This is a genomic window from Rhodococcus sp. SGAir0479 (assembly GCF_005484805.1).
Classification (GTDB): Bacteria; Actinomycetota; Actinomycetes; order Mycobacteriales; family Mycobacteriaceae; genus Prescottella.
On the sequence record NZ_CP039432.1, the window covers coordinates 4769232 to 4786689 of the forward strand.

Genomic DNA, 17458 nt, shown 5'->3' on the forward strand with positions numbered 1-17458 from the left:
TACGACCGAATGCTCAAGCAGGAGCGGGCGTGGATCACGCGCCAGCAGATCGTCAAGGGTGCTTCCGAAATGTTCGACCGCGCGGGGTACGAACGCGCGAGTCTGGCCGAGATCGTGGAGCTCTCGGGAATCACGAAGGGCGCGCTGTACTTCCACTTCAAGTCGAAGGACGATCTGGCGAAGGTGGTCATAGAGGAGCAGCACGCCATCACGATGAAGGCCGTCGAGGCCATCCTGTCGTCGAGTGAGCCGGCGCTCGAGCAGTTGGCGATGCTCTGCTACGAGATGGGCCGCCAGATGATCGAGGACCCGATCGTGCGCGCCGGGATCCGCCTGACCCTCGAGATGAGCGCCGACGACGGTCCCCGCAAGCCGTACGCCGACTGGATCGACGCGTGCGAGCACGTCGCGCGCGCCGCGATCGCCGAGGGCGACGTGGTCGACACCGTCGTCCCCGCCGAGCTGGGGCGCTTCATCGTCGGCTCCTTCACGGGCGTGCAACTGGTCTCGCACGTGTTGACCGGACGGCAGGATCTGTACGAGCGCATCGACCAGATGCTCAAGCTGTTGTTACCCGGGATCGTCGCCCCCCGGCGACGGCACAAGATCGATCGCATCCGCGCCGCGCGCTGGACGCCGACCGACGCCTGACACCAGCGAACACGCCGAGGGCCGGCCCGGAATCTCTCCGGGCCGGCTCTCGGCGTCGGGACGGGGTCAGGCGGACAGGCCCGCGAGCGTCTCCATCTCCTCGAGGAACTGCTCGGGCTGCCCGAACAGCTGGGCGCTGCCGTGCGCGCGCTTGAAGAACAGGTGCGCGTCGTGCTCCCAGGTGATCGCGATGCCGCCGTGCAGCTGGATCGAGTCGCCGGTCACCGCCAGCAGCGCCTCCGAGCAGTACGCCTTCGCGACCGCGGCGTCGGCCGCGGCCGACGGCAGGCCCTCGCTCAGCGAGTGGACGGCCGCATACGACGCCGACCGGGCCGTCTCCACCAGGAAGTACAGGTCGGCCATGCGGTGCTTGAGCGCCTGGAAGCTGCCGATTGCGCGCCCGAACTGCACGCGATCCTTGCTGTAGTCCACGGTCATCTGCAGGCAGCGGGCCGCGGCACCGACCTGCTCGGCCGACAGCGCGACGATCGCGATGCGGCGCACCTGCTCGAGCGCGGCGGAGGCGTCGTCGGCGGTGAGCCGGACGGCGGGCGCGGAGGCGAACTCCACCAACGACATCGGGCGGGTGAGATCCATCGTCGGGAGCTGACGGCGCGCAACGCCGTCGGCGGACGGGTCGACCTCGAACAAACCGATGACGCCGTCCGTGCCTTCCACGGACGCAGCCACGATGAGCACGTCGGCGTGCGCGCCGTCGAGCACGTAGTGCGCGGTGCCCGAGACGGTGTACGCGGACGCGTCGTCACCGGACGCGGTGCACGCGACCTCGGTGCTGCGCCAGTGCCCCTCGGGGCCCACCCAGCACAGCGCGGCGATGGACGAACCCTCGGCGATGCCGGGCAGCAGACGCTCGCACGCCTCGGTGTTGCCCGTCGCCAGGATCGCCTGGGCGGCCAGCACCGCGGAACCGAACATCGGCGACGGCGTCAGCGCGGCGCCGAGCTCCTCGAGCACCAGGTGCTGCTCGACGAGGGTGGCGCCGAAGCCGCCGAACTCCTCGGGGATCGCCAGGGCCGCGACACCGACCTGCTGGCACAACACGTCCCACAGGCCGCGGTCGAACGCGTCGCCGGACTCGAGCGTCTTGCGCAACGCGGCCGCGTCGGCGCGCTTGCTCAGCAGCTGCGCCACCGTCTTGCGGAGCTCGAGCTGCTCCTCCTCGAACACTCCGACCCCGCTCACAGCGCGCTCGCAATCCGTGCGCGGTGGGCCGAGGCGGTGCCCCAGGCGGACTGCAGTGCCCGCACCTTGGTCAGCCACAGCGACAGGTCGCACTCGAGGGTGTAACCGATGGCGCCGTGCACCTGCAGGGCCTTGCGCGACGCCACGTAGGCGGCGTTCGCGGCGGCGACCTTCGCGGCCGACACGTCGCGGCCGATGGTGTCGGCTCCGTCCGCGATGGAGATCGCCGCGCCGTACACCAGCGGGGTGGCCATCTCGACAGCCACGAGCGCGTCGGACAGGTGATGCTTGACAGCCTGGAAGCTACCGATGACGCGGCCGAACTGCGAGCGGTTCTTGGCGTACTCGGTGGCGGTCTCGATCATCGCGTGGCCGGCACCGATCAGCTGCGCCGACGCCGCGAGCACGGCCAGGTCGTAGGCCTTCTCGGCGGCCGCGGCGACGTCCGCGCCCTGCGCGAGTGTCTCGACCGACTCCACCTCGAACAGGCGACGAGCCGGGTCGACCGACTCGAGCTGCGTGGTGGGGCGGACCAGCTCGAGGGTGTCTCCGGAAACCCGCAGCACCGGCTCGGCGACATCGGCGTCGAGAGCGCGCGGGGTGGACGGCTCGAGCACCAGCGACGCGAGGGTGCCCTCGGCGATGCCGGGCAGGAACCGCTTGCCCAGTTCCTGATCTCCCAGCGCCGACAGCAGCGCGGGGACGGCTGCCGCCGTCTCCAGGATCGGGCCCGGGACCGCGGCGCGGCCCAGCTCGATGAACGCGACGGCCAGGTCGGTCGGATGCGCGCCGATGCCGTCGAACTCCTCGGGCACCGCCAGCGCGGTCACACCGGTCTCGGCGAGCTGCTGCAGCAGGGCCAGACCCGCGGCGGTGTCGTTCTCACCCCAGGACCGGACGACGGCCGGGGTCTTGGCGTTGGCGAGCAGGCTGCGGAGGCTGTCCGCGAAATCGCGCTGCTCGGTGGACAGGGAGAATTTCATCGATCCGCCTTCGGGAGTCCGAGCAGCCGCTCGGCAACGATGTTGCGCTGAATTTCGTTGGTGCCGGCGTAGATCGGGCCGGACAGCGAGAACAGGTACCCGTCCTGCCACTTGCCGGCGAGCTCGCCGTCGGCGCCCAGCAGGTCGAGGGCCGTCTCGTGGATGCGGACGTCGAGCTCGGACCAGAAGATCTTGTTGATCGAACCCTCGACGCCGAGGGGGACACCCTCGAGCATGCGGGTGACGGTGCCCCACGTGTGCAGGCGGTAGGCCTCGGCGCCGATCCACGCGTCGACGACACGGTCACGGGCCGCGGTGTCGGTCACGTCCGCGTTCGACTTCCACACCTCGATCAGGCGGTTGACCGCGGAGATGAAGCGGCCCGGGCTGCGCAGCGACAGGCCGCGCTCGTTGGAGGCGGTGCTCATCGCGACCCGCCAGCCGTTGTTGACCTCGCCGACGACGTCGGCGTCGGGGACGAAGACGTCCTCGAAGAAGATCTCCGCGAAGCCGGGCTCGCCGTCGAGCTGCGGGATCGCCCGGACGGTGACGCCGTCCTGGTTCAGCGGGAACATGAAGTACGTCAGGCCCTTGTGGCGCTGCGCTTCCGGATCGGTGCGGAACATGCCGAAGCCCCAGTCCGCGTACACCGCGCGCGAGCTCCACGTCTTCTGCCCGTTGAGGATCCAGCCGCCCTCGGTGCGACGGGCCGTCGACCGGATGCCCGCGAGGTCGCTGCCGGCCTCCGGTTCGGACCAGGCCTGCGCCCAGATGACGTCGGCGCGGGACATGCTCGGCATGATGCGCGCGAGCTGCTCCTCGGTGCCGTGCTCGAACAGCGTGGGCGCGAACAGGAAGATGCCGTTCTGGCTGACCCGGCCGGGGGCACCGGCCTTGTAGTACTCCTCCTCGAAGAGGACCCACTCGATCATCGACGCGTCGCGGCCGCCGAACTCCTCGGGCCACGAGACGGTCGACAGGCGGGCGTCGGCGAGCTTGTGCTCCCACTCGCGGTGGGCCTCGAAGCCCTCCGCGGTGTCCATCGACGGCAGCGGCTCCGCCGGGACGTTGGCAGCGAGCCATTCGCGCACTTCCAGCTGGAAGGCGCGGGCCTTTTCATCCAGTTCGAGATCCACTATTTCGCCTTCGCTTTCATACTGTTGACGTCCATTCCACCCAGCGAGTCCCTGCCCACCTCGGCGTTGTGCGCGTGGGCGAAGTGGTGCAGGCCGAACACCGAATCCATACCGGCACGCTGACCCATCAGGTCCTCGCACTGGTTGACAGCCTTCTTGGTCAGCGCCAGACCGAACCGCGGCATCTCCGCGATGCGGGCTGCCAGCGCCAGGGTCTCCGCCTCGAGTTCGGCGCGCGGCACCACCCGGTTGACCATGCCCACCTCGTACGCGCGCTGCGCGGAGAAGCGGTCGCCCGTGAAGAGGATCTCCTTCGCGAACCGAGTCCCCAGCGCCCACGGGTGGGCGAAGTACTCGACGCCGGGCACGCCCATGCGGACGACCGGGTCCGCGAAGAACGCGTCCTGCGACGCGACGATCAGGTCGCAGCACCACGAGAGCATGAGTCCGCCGGCGATGCACGCGCCGTGGATCTGGGCGATCATCGGCTTCGGGATCTCCCGCCACCGGCGGCACATCCCCAGGTACACCTCGCTCTCGCGGGCGAAGCGCTGGTCGCCGCCGTCCTTGCCGAGGTGGTCCCACCACAGCGCGGCCTTGTTCTCGTAGTGCACGTGGTGATCGCGGCCGGGGGTGCCGATGTCGTGGCCGGCGCTGAAGTGCTCGCCGTTGCCGGCCAGCACGATCACCTTCACGTCGTCGTCCTCGACGGCTCGTTCGAACGCGGCGTCGAGGGCGTACGTCATCACCGAGTTCTGGGCATTGCGGTACTCGGGACGGTTCATCGTCACGATCGCGACGTGGTCACGCACCTCGTAGGTGACGACCTCCCCCTCGTCGGGGACATCGCCCCGAGCGGTGACATCGTGGGGGACGGTCATGCCTTGCCCTCCCGCAGATCGTTCTTGAGCACCTTGCCCGAGGGATTGCGCGGCAGTCCGCCGACGATCTTCACCTCGCGCGGAATCTTGAAGTTGGCGAGCCGCTCCTTGCAGAACGCGATGACCTCCTCGGGGGTCACCGTGACTCCGGGCTTCGGCACGACGTACGCGCGCCCCACCTCGCCGGCCCGCTCGTCCGGGATGCCGATGACGGCGGCCTCGGCGAGGGAATCCATTCGCGCGAGCGCGTTCTCGACCTCGGCCGGGTACACGTTGAACCCGTTGGAGATGTACATGTCCTTGAGCCGGTCGGTGATGTCGAGGTAGCCGCGCTCGTCGAGGACGCCGACGTCACCGGTGTGCAGCCAGCCGTCCTCGTCGATCGTCTTCCTCGTCGCCTCGGGGTCGTCGAGGTAACCGAGCATCACATTCTCGCCGCGCACCAGGATCTCGCCGTTCTCGCCGATCCGGACCTCCATGCCCGGGATCGCGCGGCCCGACGAGGTCGCGACCGTGACCGGGTCGTCGTCGGTGCGGCACATCGTCACCACGACGGCCTCGGTCTGGCCGTAGGCGGTGATGACGGCGTCGTAGCCGAGTTCGGCCTGCATGCGCTCGACCAGCACCACCGGGACCGCGGCCGCACCGGTGATCGCGACCCGCAGACTCGACAGGTCGTACTCGTCGCGGGTGGGGAAGTCGAGGATCGTCTGGTGGATCGTGGGCGCGCCGGGCAGCACGCTGATCTTCTCGTCGGCGATCATCGTCATGATCGTGGGAACGTCGAAGACCGCGGCGGGCACGATCGTGGCGCCGCGCAGGAGGCACACCATGATCCCGGCCTTGTAGCCGAAGGTGTGGAAGAACGGGTTGATGACCAGGTAGCGGTCGTTCGCGTCGACTGCCGCGCAGTCGGCCCACGCGTCGGCGATGCCCACGGTCTGACGGTGGGCGGTCATGACGCCCTTGCTCTTACCCGTGGTGCCCGACGTGAACAGGATGTCGGCGACGTCGTCGGGGGAGACGGCGCGTGCACGGGCATCCGCCTCGTCCGTGGACACGGGCTCGGCGGCCGCTGCCAGCTGGTCCCACTCGAGGATCTCGCCGCCGGGGAACTCCGTCGTGGGGGCGCCCGAGTCGGGATCGTCGGACGGCGTGCGGAGGACCAGTTGCAGTGTCGGGATGCCCTGCGGCCCCGCGGCCTTCAGGACGTCGGCCAGCCGGTCGGCCTTGAGGAAACGGTCCGGGACGACCAGGACCTTCGCCTGGGTGCGCTCGAGGAGATCGAGCGCCTCGTGTCCGGTGTAGCGGGTGCTGATCGGCACCAGGGTGGCGCCGGCGTACTGCGCCGCGAGGAAAGCCTCGATCCAGTGGTGGGTGTTGGGTGCCCAGACCGCAACGCGGTCTCCCGCCTCGACGCCCTTGGCCATGAGCGCGCGGGCCGCGAGCCGCACCCGCTCGAGCAGCTCGGTGTAAGTGGTCCGGTCGGATCCGTCCGCCACAGCCTCGTTCGATCCGAATTGTTCAGCGGCGCGCCACAGCGCGGCCGGGGTCGTCCGGGGCTCGGTGGTCACATTCGTGCTCACAATCTCTCCTAGGGCGAGGCTGAACCTCTATACAAAGCAAGTGCTTGGTAGGGTACCGTATCGCTGTGGACGTTAGCCAGGGAAGTGCGACCAGCGAGAACACGGCCGCCGACGCGGCCTTTGCGAAGGAAATTCGTGATTGGCTCGAAGAGAACCTCTCCGGGAAGTTTGCCGAGCTGAAGGGTCTGGGCGGCCCGGGACGTGAACACGAGGCGTTCGAGGAACGACTCGAGTGGGACCGTCACCTGGCTGCCGCCGGCTGGACCTGCCTCGGGTGGCCCAAGGAGTACGGCGGCCGCGAAGCGACGCTGAGCCAGCAGATCATCTTCCATCAGGAATACGCGCGCGCGAATGCGCCGGCGCGCGTGAGCCATATCGGTGAGGAACTGCTGGGACCGACGCTCATCGCCTTCGGCACCGAGGAGCAGAAGCAGCGCTTCCTGCCGGGCATCAAGACCGTCACCGAACTGTGGTGCCAGGGCTACTCCGAGCCGGGCGCCGGGTCCGACCTCGCGAACGTGTCGACCACCGCGCGCCGCGACGGCGACCAGTGGGTCGTCAACGGCCAGAAGGTCTGGACGTCGCTCGCGCACCTGGCCGACTGGTGCTTCGTCGTCGCGCGCACCGAGCCGGGCTCGTCGCGCCACAAGGGCCTGTCGTACCTGCTGGTTCCCATGAACCAGGAGGGTGTCGAGGTTCGCCCGATCATCCAGCTCACCGGGACCTCCGAGTTCAACGAGGTGTTCTTCGACGACGCCCGCACCGACGCGGACCTGGTCGTCGGCGGCGAGGGCAACGGCTGGGGCACCGCGATGGGCACGCTCACCTTCGAGCGTGGTGTCTCGACCCTGGGCCAGCAGATCGGTTTCGCCCGTGAGCTCGAGTCGATCGTCGACCTGGCCGAGCGCAACGGCGCCGCCAAGGATCCCGCGATCCGCAACAAGATCTCCCGCGCCTGGATGAGCCTGCAGGTCATCCGTGCCCACGCGCTGCGCACGCTCGCGAGCGTCGACGCCAGCGCCAACGGCGGCGAGGCGTCGGTTGCGAAGCTGTTGTGGGCCAACTGGCACCGCGGCCTGGGCGAGCTCGCCATGGAGGTCCAGGGTGCGGCCTCGCTGGTCGGTGTGGAGAACACCGAGCCCGGTGAAGAGCTCAACGACCTGCAGCGCCTGTGGTTGTTCACCCGGGCCGACACCATCTACGGCGGATCCAACGAGATCCAGCGCAACATCATCGCCGAGCGTGTGCTCGGCCTTCCCCGAGAGGCACGCCCGTGACCGCCACCATCAAGTCCCCGCTCGCCGTCGCGCCCGAAGAGGTCGCGGGCCACGATCTGCTCAAGGGCAAGAAGATCGTCGTGACCGCTGCGGCCGGCACCGGCATCGGCTTCTCGACCGCACGCCGTGCGCTGCTCGAGGGCGCCGACGTCCTGGTGTCGGACTTCCACGAGCGTCGGCTCGGCGAGACCGTCGAGAAGCTCTCGGCCGAGTTCGGCAACCAGCAGGTCGAGTCGTTCGTGTGTGACGTCTCGAGCACCGAGCAGGTCGACGCGCTCATCGCCGGCGCCGCCGAGAAGCTCGGCCGCATCGACGTTCTCGTCAACAACGCCGGTCTGGGCGGCGAGACGCCGATCGTCGACATGACCGACGAGCAGTGGGACCGGGTCGTCGACATCACGCTGACGAGCACGTTCCGCGCGACCCGCGCCGCGCTGCGCTACTTCAAGGACGCGCCGCACGGTGGCGTCATCGTCAACAACGCCTCCGTCCTCGGCTGGCGTGCACAGCACTCGCAGTCGCACTACGCGGCCGCGAAGGCCGGCGTCATGGCGCTCACCCGTTGCTCCGCGATCGAGGCCGCCGAGTTCGGCGTCCGCATCAACGCGGTCTCGCCGTCCATCGCCAAGCATCCGTTCCTGGCGAAGGTCACCAGCGACGAGCTGCTCGACAGCCTGGCATCGCGTGAGGCCTACGGTCGCGCGGCCGAGGTGTGGGAGATCGCGTCGGTCATCGCGATGCTCGCGAGCGACTACACCACCTACATGACCGGCGAGATCGTCTCGGTCTCGAGCCAGCGCGCGTAGGCTGCGCCCGTGTTCACGGTGACCGAATGTCACATCGGTGCAGCTGGACTGAACCGATGCGGCATTCGGTCGCCGCGGGGAAGTGCCCACTGGGCGAAATACGGCGGTGACCTAGCAATCGCTTGGTTGGTAGGATATCCGGCATGACTCCCCCCCGAGACGCCGACGAGTCTTCGAACAAGTCCGGGCGTCGCGCCGAACTCCTCGAACTCGCTGCGGGCCTGTTCGCCGCACGTGGCCTCCGAGCCACCACCGTGCGCGACATCGCCGACGCGGCGGGCATCCTGTCCGGCAGCCTCTATCACCACTTCGACTCCAAGGAGTCGATGGTCGACGAGATCCTCCGCGGGTTCCAGGACGACCTGTTCGGGCGCTACCGCGAGATCGTCGGGGCGGGCATGGGCTCGCGCGAGACCTTCGAGGCGCTGGTGGTCGCGTCGTTCGAGGCCATCGACGCCTCGCACAGCGCGGTCGCGATCTACCAGGACGAGGTCAAGCATCTCGCCGCGAACGAGCGGTTCGCGTACCTGGCCGAGCGTAACCAGGAGTTCCGCGACCTGTGGGTCGGGGTGCTCGAGGCCGGGGTCGCCGACGGCAGCTTCCGGAAGGATCTCGACATCGAGATTGTTTTCCGTTTCATGCGCGACACGGTCTGGGTGGCCGTGCGCTGGTACCGGCCGGGCGGCCCGATGACCGCCGAAGCCGTTGCCAAGCAGTACCTCTCCATCGTTCTCGACGGGCTCGCCAGCCCCGACTCCCACAAGTAATCCGACCCAGGAGCTGTTCATGCCCGAGGTTTACATCGTCGACGCCATCCGCACCCCGATCGGCAAGAAGAACGGTGGCCTGGCCCCCGTTCACCCGATCGACCTGGGCGCGCACATCATCAAGGCGCTCGTCGAGCGCACCGGCATCGACCCGTCGGACGTCGACGACGTCGTGTTCGGCTGTGTCGACGCGATCGGCGGCCAGGCCGGCAACATCGCGCGCCTGTCGTGGCTGGCCGCGGGCCTGCCGCAGCATGTGCCGGGCGTGACGGTCGACCGCCAGTGCGGTTCGAGCCAGCAGGCCATCCAGTTCGGCGCGCAGGCCATCCTGGCCGGCACCGCCGACCTGATCATCGCCGGCGGCGTCCAGAACATGAGCCAGATCCCGATCTCGGCCGCCATGATCGTCGGCGAGCAGTACGGCTTCAGCACCCCCACCGCCGAGTCCAAGGGTTGGACCGACCGCTACGGCGACGAGGAGGTGTCGCAGTTCCGCGGCGCCGAGATGATCGCCGACAAGTGGGACATCAGCCGCGAGGAGCTCGAGAAGTGGGCTCTGCAGAGCCACGAGCGGGCCAAGGCCGCGATCGCCGAGGGACGCTTCGAGAACGAGATCGTCCCCTTCGGTGACGTGACCACCGACGAGGGCCCGCGCGAGACCAGCCTCGAGAAGATGGCGAGCCTCAAGGTGCTGGTCGAGGGTGGTCGCCTGACCGCTGCCGTCGCCAGCCAGATCTCCGACGGTTCGAGCGCGCTGCTGCTCGCCTCGGAGGAGGCCGTGCAGAAGTACGGCCTGAAGCCGCGCGCCCGCATCCACCACATGAGCGCCCGCGGCGACGACCCGATCTTCATGCTGAGCGCGCCGATCCCGGCGACCCAGCACGCGCTGGAGAAGACCGGTCTGACCCTCGACGACATCGACCTGGTCGAGATCAACGAGGCCTTCGCGCCGGTCGTGCTGGCGTGGATCAAGGAGCTGGGCGCCGACCCGGCCAAGGTCAACGTCAACGGCGGCGCGATCGCCCTCGGCCACCCGCTGGGTGCGACCGGTACCAAGCTGATGGCGACGCTGCTCAACGAGCTCGAGCGTACGGGCGGCCGCTACGGCCTGCTCACCATCTGCGAGGGTGGCGGCACCGCCAACGTCACGATCATCGAGCGCATCGAGAACTAGTCCGACTGGTCCTCACCACTCACGAACGCCCTGCCGGTTCCCCGTGAACCGGCAGGGCGTTCGCGTTTCGGTGGAGGCGGGGATGCCGTCGGACGCCCTTGCGGGCGACGCCGGCGATCTGGGTGTTGACCTGCAGGAACGGTGAGCGCAGCCGGTAGGCGTCGATGTCGGTCTCGGCGAAGCCGGCGGCCTCGACGACGGCCTGCAGGTCCCGCTCGCAGGAGCAGCCCTCGAACGTCCACCCCCAGGGCCGGCGGGACGCGCGCTGCAGGCGGCGCAGCGCCGTGCCGTCCGGGGCGGCGACGTGTTCGAGGAACGCGTAGCGCCCGCCGGGGCGCAGGACGCGGTGGACCTCGGCGACGACGGTGGCAGGGTCGGCCACGGTGCAGAGCACCAGACTCGAGAGCACCGCGTCCACGGACGCGTCGGGTAGGTCGAGGCTCTCGGCGCCGGTGGTGTGCAGTTCGAGGTCGATGTGGGCCCGGGCGGCGCGCGCCCGCAGACGCTCGTGCATGGCCGGGTTCGGTTCCACGGCGATCAGCCGGGTGCCGGCGCGGAGGTAACGCAGGTTGGCGCCCACACCGGGCCCCAGCTCGACGACGGTCGGGGGCAGGTTGCCGAAAAGGGATTGCTTGTGCGGCCGCAACAGGTGATCGAGGTACCGATCGAGTGCGGTGAAGAACAGGGCGTTGAACGGTCCGCGGAGCGGATGCGGCCGGAAGCCTTCCGGCGTGGTCGGTGCGTGCTCCTCCGGTCGGAACGACAACACGTCGTGGCTGCTGTCCATCGCCGAGGCTCCTTTCGAGTGGGTGGTGGAGTGCTCGTGCCGACAAGCCTCGCGGAGCCGCGCGCCGGCGAACAGGCGGGAATCACCCCAACCGGTACCTCAATTCGGTACCTGGCTGCACTCCATCGGGAGGAGCGATCCGGTGCCCGGGTCTCACTCCGGTGCCTGGGCGTCGCCGCGGCGTCCCCACCAGGCGGCAACCTGCGCGCGGGAGGTGACACCGAGTCGGAGCCGGATGCGTTCGACGTGTCCCTCCGCGGAGCGCTCTTCGATACCCAGTCGACGGCCGATCTGACGATTGGTCATGCCCTCGGCCACCAGCGCCGCGACCTGCAGTTGCCGCGGGGTCAGCTCGGCCGGCCCGTCGGGTCGCCGCTCCCGGGAGGGGCGCGACCCGTCCTCCAAGAACTCCAGCACGGCTCGGACGATCGCGGCGGCGTCGCCCACGAACGGGACATGGCTGTCGCCGGGCAACGTCACCAGCCGCGCTCCGGAAATTCGGGCGGCCAGGTCCCGGCCCGCGCGGTAGGGAATCGCCCGGTCCCCGCGGCGGTGTACCACCAGCGTCGGGGCCGCCACCCGGTCGAGCAGCGGACGCACGTCGATCTCGTAGCACTGCGCGAGCAGGTCGGCTGCGAGCCGGGGTGATGCCGCCGCGCGTTGCAGCCGCGTGAAGAGCGCCCTCGTTCCGGCGGCGCCGTCCGGGAGGAAGACGTCGGCCAGCAGTTCCGACCCCAGGCCCCAGTGGGCCCGGACCAGGCCCAGCATGGCCGTGCGCACCTCCGGCGCGGCGACCTGCGACCCGTCGGCGTAACCGCCGTACAGGACGAGCCGGCCGAGTCGCTCGGGAAACCGCGCCGCGGCCGCGATCGACACCGGGGCGCCCAGCGAGATGCCCAAAAGGTCGAAACGCTCCAGCTCCAGATGCGCGGTGACGGCCTGCAGCACCGTCAGGTCCGAGTCCAGCCCCTGCGCCTGGGGCCAGGGATCGGACAGCCCGCAGCCCAGCCGGTCGTACTGCACCACCGTCCGGACGGCGGAGAGCGGTGCGAAGAACGCGCGATAGGCCGGGTCCTGCCATTGCAGTTCCAGGTGGCTGACCCACGCTGCCGGCACGACCAGCGGCGGGCCCTGTCCCATGCAGGCGTACGCGACACGGGCGCCGGCGGGCGTCGTGCAGAAGCGGACCGGGCGGCGTGGATCGGGTGCCTCGCGGCAGCGGGGTGGGCCCATGTGGGCCTCCAACATTGCGATGTCTACCGTCCCCACCATCATGCCCGAAGTGGTGGCCGCGGGCGTGCCGTGGGGCCGGTCAGCCGCGTGGGCGCGGTCGCAGCGTCAGGGTGAAGCCGACCGGCATGAGCGTCAGCCGTTCCTGGATGCGCAGTTGGTAGTCGGGGTCCGCGGCGAAGTCGTAGCGGCGCAGGATCGTACCCAACACGAGGACCGCCTCGTGGATGGCGAATTGCCTTCCGATGCAGGCTCGCTCACCGGTGCCGAACGGCTTGTAGACGTGCGGTGCCCGACCACGGACGTGCTCGGGCGCGAAACGGTCCGGGTCGAAGCGCTCGGGATCCGGCCCCCACGCCGGGTCGCGGTGCAACGACGGAATCAGCACGAGCACCCAGTCCCCGGCCTTCATGGGATACCGGCCGGCCAGAACCGTGTCCCCGCGGGCTTCGCGGGCGTAGGCGGGCGCCGTCGGCCACAGCCGCAGCGTCTCGTCGAGGACGCGCCGGACGTACCGCAATTTCGCGACCTTCTCGAAGGGCGGCGGCCCGCCGTCCCACACCGCGTCGACCTCGGCACGCGCGGCGGCCAGGATCTCCGGGTTTCGGGCGAGATAGTACAACGCGAAGGATAGTGCGCCGGAAGTGGTTTCGTGTCCCGCGACCAGGAACGTCACCACCTGGTTGCGGATGTTCACCTCGTCGAGACGGTTCGGATCGTCCTCGCGGGCCGCGCGCAGCATGATCTCGAGAAGATCCTCGGGCCCGTCCTCCGCGTTGTCACGGCGCCGGCGAATCACCTCGTCGACCACGTCCGTCAGATAGGTGGTGTCGGCGAGATTCTGGCGGTCGGACTTGCGGTACAACAACTTCGATACTCCCGGCACGTTGCGGAACGTGCGGCGTTGCGCGTGCGTCAACGCACGGACCATCGCCTCGACGAACGGGTGCGGCCGCGCGCGGTGGAACGAATCGAACGAGTAACTGAAACCCGCGCGCCCGATCGTCTCGAGGGTCAGCTTCGTCATGTCCGACGACACGTCCACCGGCGTGCGTCCGGCGCAGCGGTCCCACTGCTCGGTGAGTTCGCCGACCACCCGGACCATGATGTCGTGGTACGAGCGCATCGCCGACTGGGTGAAGGCCGGGCGCAGCAGGTTGTGGGCCCGGGCCCAGTTCGGTTCCTCGTTGTACGCGGTGAACAGGCCGTCGCCGCCGATGCCGCGCAACTCGGCGATCCCGGGCGCGACGTTCTTCGCGAAGCGGGTCTCGTCGGACAGTTCGGCCACCATGTCGGCGCCCGAGACGAACACGAACCTGTTGCCGAGTGCCCGGCGCTCGAAGATCGGACCCAGTTGCCGGCCCAGCCGCATGGAGTCCTGGACCGGGGTGTGCAGCGAGACGCCGAGAACGTCACCGAGCACGGGTAGCCGCCGCGGCGGATGCGGGATGGCAGTGGCCTCGGTCGCGTTCTCTACGACATACATCGTGCCCCCGCGGTCGTCGTCCGGTATCCGATACCGAAAGTACCTGGTACCAGCCGCCGGTGGCAGCCTTTCGCGCGGGCGGACACGGGGCTACCGTTCGAGCATGTGCCGAAACATCACCGAGTTGCGTGGACTCGAGCCGGCCGCCACCGCCGAGGAGATCGAGGCCGCCGCGCGGCAGTACGTCCGCAAGGTCAGCGGAATCCAGAAGATCACCGATGCCAACCGGGACGCCTTCGAGAAAGCGGTCGCGGAGGTGACGGCCACGACGACGGAGCTGCTCGCAGGGTTGCCGCCGCGCCGGCAACCACCACGGACCGTCCCGCCGCTGCGCCGGCCCGAGGTGCGGGCGCGGATGGCAGCGAAGGGTGCGGCCGCGGGTTCGTGACTCCAGGGGCGCGCTGACGTCGGGGCGTCCGGTCTGTATATTCGCTGTGCACGAAACCGGCCGGGGGGACATCGGCCGGCGGGGGATGTTTCACGTGATGGGGGCAGCACGTGTGCCGAGGGGGATCGCCGGGCGCACACGTGCTCTCGGGGTGGGTGCGCCGAGCGCAGCCGATCGCGCCTCGCATCAAGGGCTGTCGCATCTTCCGCCGCGCCGACCCTGTCGACCGATTCGCGTGACTTCGTCGAGGACACCGAGGGGGATTCGAGAGATGGGTAGGCACCACAGGAAGCGGACGGCAGGGGCCGTGGCGAAGGTGGCGATCGTGCCGTCCGCGGCGGCGGCGGTGATCGTCGCCGCGTCGGGCGCGGCATCGGCCGCACCGAACCAGCTGCCGCCGCAGGGCGGTGTCACGTCCGGTCCGTCGACGCAGGGCGGTGTGACGTCGGCGCCGACGACTCAGGGCGGGGTCACCTCGGCGCCCGCGCAGCCGGAGCCGGTGTACTGGATCGAACCGCCGGCGCAGTACCAGAACATCGAGTACCAGCCGCTCGAGAACTACGACTACGACACCGACACCTACGACGCGCCCGACGACTACTACGTCGCGCCGGTCCAGGTCTCCGACCTCCACCTGCCGACCTACGTCGAGCCCACCGCGCCCATCATCGCGCCGCGCGAGACGCTACGACTGGGCACTTTCCATGCGCCGCAACCCAACTGGATCACCGACGGCGACCTGGCCCGGACCAACAACACCACCGCGGTCGTGGAGGCCCAGGTGTCGACCTTCTGGCGGTCACTCGGCATCGAGACCACTCGCGCGAATCGACTGGCGGCGGCGCAGATCGGAATGGGTGCCGCGGGTGCGGTCACCGGTGCTGCGGTCGCCGGTGGACTCGCGGCGTTGGCCGGCGGCGCTGTGGGAACGTACGTGGGTGTCACCTTGGGAGTCGGTGCGGAAGGGCTGTTCGTCCCAGGCATCGGCTTCGTGACGACCGTCGGTACTGCCGTCGGGGCTGCTTCGGCGGGCGTTCCCGCGGCCGTGCTCGGTGGGGCGGTAGGTGCTGGGCTCGGTGTGGTCGCCGGCACCGCCATCGGCGCCGGAGATCTCGGCGAACCGCGTGATCTGCCGATCCCGGACGTCGACAAGCCGGCGATCACGGCGCAGACGCAGGAGACGCTGACGCAGTGGGGGTCGACGCCGGCCGGTGCGGCTGCGGCGTCGACGGTCCGCGACACGGTGACCGCGGCGCCCGGAATCGATCGACAGGCGCGGGAGTTCGTGTCCGCGCAGCCCGGCGGTGACCGGGTCCTCGAGCAGGTCGACGCCGGACTGTCGACCTTCTTCGCCGATTCGTCGCTCGGTGTCGCGTCGAACATGATCAGCGACGCCGTCGGGACCGGCATCCAGGCGTGAGACCGGGGTGGGCCCGTCCGGGCCCACCCCACCTGCAGGAGGGCACATGGCGACGGACAATTCTCTCTTCCCGGACGTCACCGAACGCTACGAACGGGACCCGTCTGCGGAAGACGCTGCCGCGCAGGCCATCGAGGCCGATCCGCCGGCCGCGGCGCCCCGACCGGTCGCAGCCGCCGAACCGGCCGCGGCCGGTGCCGGCGCGCTGTTGCCGGACGATTTCGACCATGCCCCGGCCTGGCTGGCCGCCCCCGAGTCGGCGCCCGACTCCGGCAAGCAGGCACCGTCCGGCCCCCGCGAACGCAAGCCGCTCGTGCTCGCCACGGTCGGCGCCGCGCTGGTCGCGATCGCCGGGTGCGCGACGGCCGTCGTCCTCCGCGGCGGCACGATCGAGTCGACGGAGGGCACACCGAGGGCGGCTGCCGCGGTGGCGACCCCGTCGTCGTCCCCGTCGTCGGTCCTCGCCCCGCCGGCCCCACAGCCGGCGCCCGCGGAACCCACATGGTGCGCGGAGTCGACCGTCGCCGGTCGCAGCGTCGGCAGCGGGCCGGGCAGTACGTCCGACGGGCCCGGCGTCATCCGCGCGTTCGATCACGCGTACTACGCGGCCCGGGACGGAGGCCGCGTCGCGTCCCTCATGGTTGCCCCCGGTCCGGTGCCCGAGATCCAGCGATGGATCGACGACGTCCCCGCGGGGAGCCGACACTGCGTCACGGTCACCGAGACCCCCGACCCGAACGTGTACGCGGTGGAGCTGGGTCTGCGGATGCCGGGGAGACCGGACGGGGTCATCCGTCAACGAGTCACGGTGACGCCGTCACCGACCGGGTTCAAGGTCGCCAAGGTGGAGGACTCGCAGTGAGCAACGTCGTCCCGCTGCGACGGCCGCCGCGGGTAGCGGAGCCCGCGCGGGTGTCGGCCGTCGTCGTGGCCGGCTCGGGCGGGGCCGCGACCACGACGACGGCGTACGGCCTGGCCACCGCGCTGCGGCTCGGCACCGGTCACGAGGTCTCGGCGATCGACGCGACCAGCGACGGCGGAAACCTGCTGGCTCGGACGGGCTTCGGGGCAGTCGATCCGGCGCGGACGATCCGGCAGTTCGAGACCCGCATGGCGTTGACGAGTGCCGGTGTCGTGGTGGTCGGCGGCGGTGACGGCCGAACCACGGACCCGGCGATCGTCGACGAACTCCTCGCCGCGCGGCACAGCGCCCGCATCCACGACGTCGGGACGGCGCTGCGCTCGCCGAGACTGTCTCCGCTGATCCGGTCCGGCGCGGCACTGGTGATGGTGGCCCCCGCTCGATCGGAGCCGCTCAGTCGGCTGCGCGAGGCTCTCACCTGGGTGATGTCGACGTACGGCCCGCAGGTGCTGGGGGAGTCGATCGTCGTCGTGTCGCACCAGATGCCCCAGGCGCCCGTGGATCTGCGCCCGATCCGAGACGCCCTCGGGCCCCGCGTCGCGGGCTTCGTCGAGGTGCCGTTCGACTCCGCCCTGGCCCAGCCCGGAGTCCTCGATCACCGCCGCATCTCCACGCCGACCCTCGACGCGTGGACGGACGCTCTCGACGTCGTCGGTGGCCTGCCGGCCCGGTCGGCACCCTCCCGTGAGGCCGGCAGCGAACTGGCCTGAGCGCATCGCTCTCGGCGGGACACCGTGCGCGCGTAGACTTTGCGGGGTACG

At 70.0% G+C, this 17458-nt stretch carries 17 protein-coding genes; 9 read left to right on the forward strand and 8 right to left on the reverse strand.

Translation table 11 applies throughout. The features are described 5' to 3' along the window. Positions 1-9 precede the first annotated feature (9 nt). A complete protein-coding gene (locus E7742_RS22155; RefSeq protein ID WP_137800909.1) occupies positions 10-651 on the forward strand; it encodes a ScbR family autoregulator-binding transcription factor in 642 nt (213 codons plus the stop codon). A gap of 66 nt (positions 652-717) precedes the next feature. Here E7742_RS22155 and E7742_RS22160 read toward each other — a convergent pair whose 3' ends face one another. The 5 genes from E7742_RS22160 to E7742_RS22180 are packed head-to-tail and all read right to left on the reverse strand — an operon-like array spanning position 718 to position 6428. Further along, the gene (locus E7742_RS22160; RefSeq protein ID WP_254699110.1) at positions 718-1854 is read right to left on the reverse strand and encodes an acyl-CoA dehydrogenase family protein; all 1137 of its coding nucleotides are present in this window, start codon (positions 1852-1854) and stop codon (positions 718-720) included. Then, complete coding sequence (locus tag E7742_RS22165) at positions 1851-2837, reverse strand: acyl-CoA dehydrogenase family protein (RefSeq protein WP_137800910.1); 987 nt, start codon at positions 2835-2837, stop codon at positions 1851-1853. Before E7742_RS22165 ends, E7742_RS22160 begins: the two co-directional genes overlap by 4 nt. Beyond that, on the reverse strand, positions 2834-3973 hold the full coding sequence (locus E7742_RS22170; protein ID WP_137800911.1) for an acyl-CoA dehydrogenase family protein: 1140 nt from the start codon (positions 3971-3973) through the stop codon (positions 2834-2836). Before E7742_RS22170 ends, E7742_RS22165 begins: the two co-directional genes overlap by 4 nt. Further along, a complete protein-coding gene (locus tag E7742_RS22175) occupies positions 3973-4854 on the reverse strand; it encodes an enoyl-CoA hydratase (protein WP_137800912.1) in 882 nt (293 codons plus the stop codon). The genes E7742_RS22170 and E7742_RS22175 overlap by 1 nt, the downstream gene beginning before the upstream one ends. Continuing rightward, on the reverse strand, positions 4851-6428 hold the full coding sequence (locus E7742_RS22180; protein ID WP_137801355.1) for a FadD3 family acyl-CoA ligase: 1578 nt from the start codon (positions 6426-6428) through the stop codon (positions 4851-4853). Before E7742_RS22180 ends, E7742_RS22175 begins: the two co-directional genes overlap by 4 nt. A 77-nt stretch (positions 6429-6505) precedes the next feature. Between E7742_RS22180 and E7742_RS22185 the strand changes: the two genes are divergently transcribed. From E7742_RS22185 to E7742_RS22200, 4 genes are all read left to right on the forward strand, one after another. Beyond that, positions 6506-7717 carry an acyl-CoA dehydrogenase family protein gene (locus tag E7742_RS22185; protein WP_137800913.1) on the forward strand — a complete coding sequence of 404 codons (1212 nt, stop codon included), beginning with the start codon at positions 6506-6508 and terminating at the stop codon, positions 7715-7717. Continuing rightward, on the forward strand, positions 7714-8523 hold the full coding sequence (locus tag E7742_RS22190) for an SDR family oxidoreductase (RefSeq protein ID WP_137800914.1): 810 nt from the start codon (positions 7714-7716) through the stop codon (positions 8521-8523). Before E7742_RS22185 ends, E7742_RS22190 begins: the two co-directional genes overlap by 4 nt. Before the next feature lie 143 nt (positions 8524-8666). Further along, positions 8667-9290 carry a TetR/AcrR family transcriptional regulator gene (locus E7742_RS22195; RefSeq protein WP_137800915.1) on the forward strand — a complete coding sequence of 208 codons (624 nt, stop codon included), beginning with the start codon at positions 8667-8669 and terminating at the stop codon, positions 9288-9290. A gap of 19 nt (positions 9291-9309) precedes the next feature. Beyond that, positions 9310-10464 carry an acetyl-CoA C-acetyltransferase gene (locus E7742_RS22200; protein ID WP_137800916.1) on the forward strand — a complete coding sequence of 385 codons (1155 nt, stop codon included), beginning with the start codon at positions 9310-9312 and terminating at the stop codon, positions 10462-10464. A 19-nt stretch (positions 10465-10483) separates the two neighbouring features. On the opposite strand, the gene E7742_RS22205 is transcribed toward E7742_RS22200, so the two are convergent. The 3 genes from E7742_RS22205 to E7742_RS22215 all read right to left on the reverse strand — a co-directional run bounded on the left by E7742_RS22205 (position 10484) and on the right by E7742_RS22215 (position 13967). Further along, positions 10484-11251, reverse strand: a complete 768-nt coding sequence (locus tag E7742_RS22205) for a class I SAM-dependent methyltransferase (RefSeq protein ID WP_137800917.1) — start codon at positions 11249-11251, stop codon at positions 10484-10486. Positions 11252-11404: 153 nt separating this feature from the next. Then, a complete protein-coding gene (locus tag E7742_RS22210) occupies positions 11405-12484 on the reverse strand; it encodes an alpha/beta fold hydrolase (protein WP_137800918.1) in 1080 nt (359 codons plus the stop codon). 79 nt (positions 12485-12563) lie between these two features. After that, positions 12564-13967 carry a cytochrome P450 gene (locus tag E7742_RS22215; RefSeq protein WP_137800919.1) on the reverse strand — a complete coding sequence of 468 codons (1404 nt, stop codon included), beginning with the start codon at positions 13965-13967 and terminating at the stop codon, positions 12564-12566. 103 nt (positions 13968-14070) lie between these two features. On the opposite strand from E7742_RS22215, the gene E7742_RS22220 reads away from it, so the two are divergent. The 4 genes from E7742_RS22220 (at position 14071) to E7742_RS22235 (ending at position 17407) form a co-directional block, all read left to right on the forward strand. Beyond that, a complete protein-coding gene (locus E7742_RS22220; RefSeq protein WP_137800920.1) occupies positions 14071-14355 on the forward strand; it encodes a DUF2277 domain-containing protein in 285 nt (94 codons plus the stop codon). A 271-nt stretch (positions 14356-14626) separates the two neighbouring features. Continuing rightward, on the forward strand, positions 14627-15775 hold the full coding sequence (locus E7742_RS22225; protein WP_137800921.1) for a hypothetical protein: 1149 nt from the start codon (positions 14627-14629) through the stop codon (positions 15773-15775). 46 nt (positions 15776-15821) lie between these two features. Further along, positions 15822-16637 carry a hypothetical protein gene (locus E7742_RS22230; RefSeq protein ID WP_137800922.1) on the forward strand — a complete coding sequence of 272 codons (816 nt, stop codon included), beginning with the start codon at positions 15822-15824 and terminating at the stop codon, positions 16635-16637. Further along, the gene (locus E7742_RS22235; protein WP_137800923.1) at positions 16634-17407 is read left to right on the forward strand and encodes a hypothetical protein; all 774 of its coding nucleotides are present in this window, start codon (positions 16634-16636) and stop codon (positions 17405-17407) included. The genes E7742_RS22230 and E7742_RS22235 overlap by 4 nt, the downstream gene beginning before the upstream one ends. The last annotated feature ends 51 nt before the right edge of the window (positions 17408-17458 follow it).

Bases quoted from the DNA above. Each gene is read 5' to 3' on its own strand.
- E7742_RS22195 (WP_137800915.1), top strand. From the start codon at position 8,667: ATGACTCCCCCCCGAGACGCCGACGAGTCTTCGAACAAGTCCGGGCGT.
- E7742_RS22175 (WP_137800912.1), bottom strand. From the start codon at position 4,854: ATGACCGTCCCCCACGATGTCACCGCTCGGGGCGATGTCCCCGACGAG.
- E7742_RS22230 (WP_137800922.1), top strand. From the start codon at position 15,822: ATGGCGACGGACAATTCTCTCTTCCCGGACGTCACCGAACGCTACGAA.
- E7742_RS22210 (WP_137800918.1), bottom strand. From the start codon at position 12,484: ATGGGCCCACCCCGCTGCCGCGAGGCACCCGATCCACGCCGCCCGGTC.
- E7742_RS22220 (WP_137800920.1), top strand. From the start codon at position 14,071: ATGTGCCGAAACATCACCGAGTTGCGTGGACTCGAGCCGGCCGCCACC.
- E7742_RS22215 (WP_137800919.1), bottom strand. From the start codon at position 13,967: ATGTATGTCGTAGAGAACGCGACCGAGGCCACTGCCATCCCGCATCCG.
- E7742_RS22165 (WP_137800910.1), bottom strand. From the start codon at position 2,837: ATGAAATTCTCCCTGTCCACCGAGCAGCGCGATTTCGCGGACAGCCTC.
- E7742_RS22205 (WP_137800917.1), bottom strand. From the start codon at position 11,251: ATGGACAGCAGCCACGACGTGTTGTCGTTCCGACCGGAGGAGCACGCA.
- E7742_RS22155 (WP_137800909.1), top strand. From the start codon at position 10: ATGCTCAAGCAGGAGCGGGCGTGGATCACGCGCCAGCAGATCGTCAAG.
- E7742_RS22200 (WP_137800916.1), top strand. From the start codon at position 9,310: ATGCCCGAGGTTTACATCGTCGACGCCATCCGCACCCCGATCGGCAAG.
- E7742_RS22225 (WP_137800921.1), top strand. From the start codon at position 14,627: ATGGGTAGGCACCACAGGAAGCGGACGGCAGGGGCCGTGGCGAAGGTG.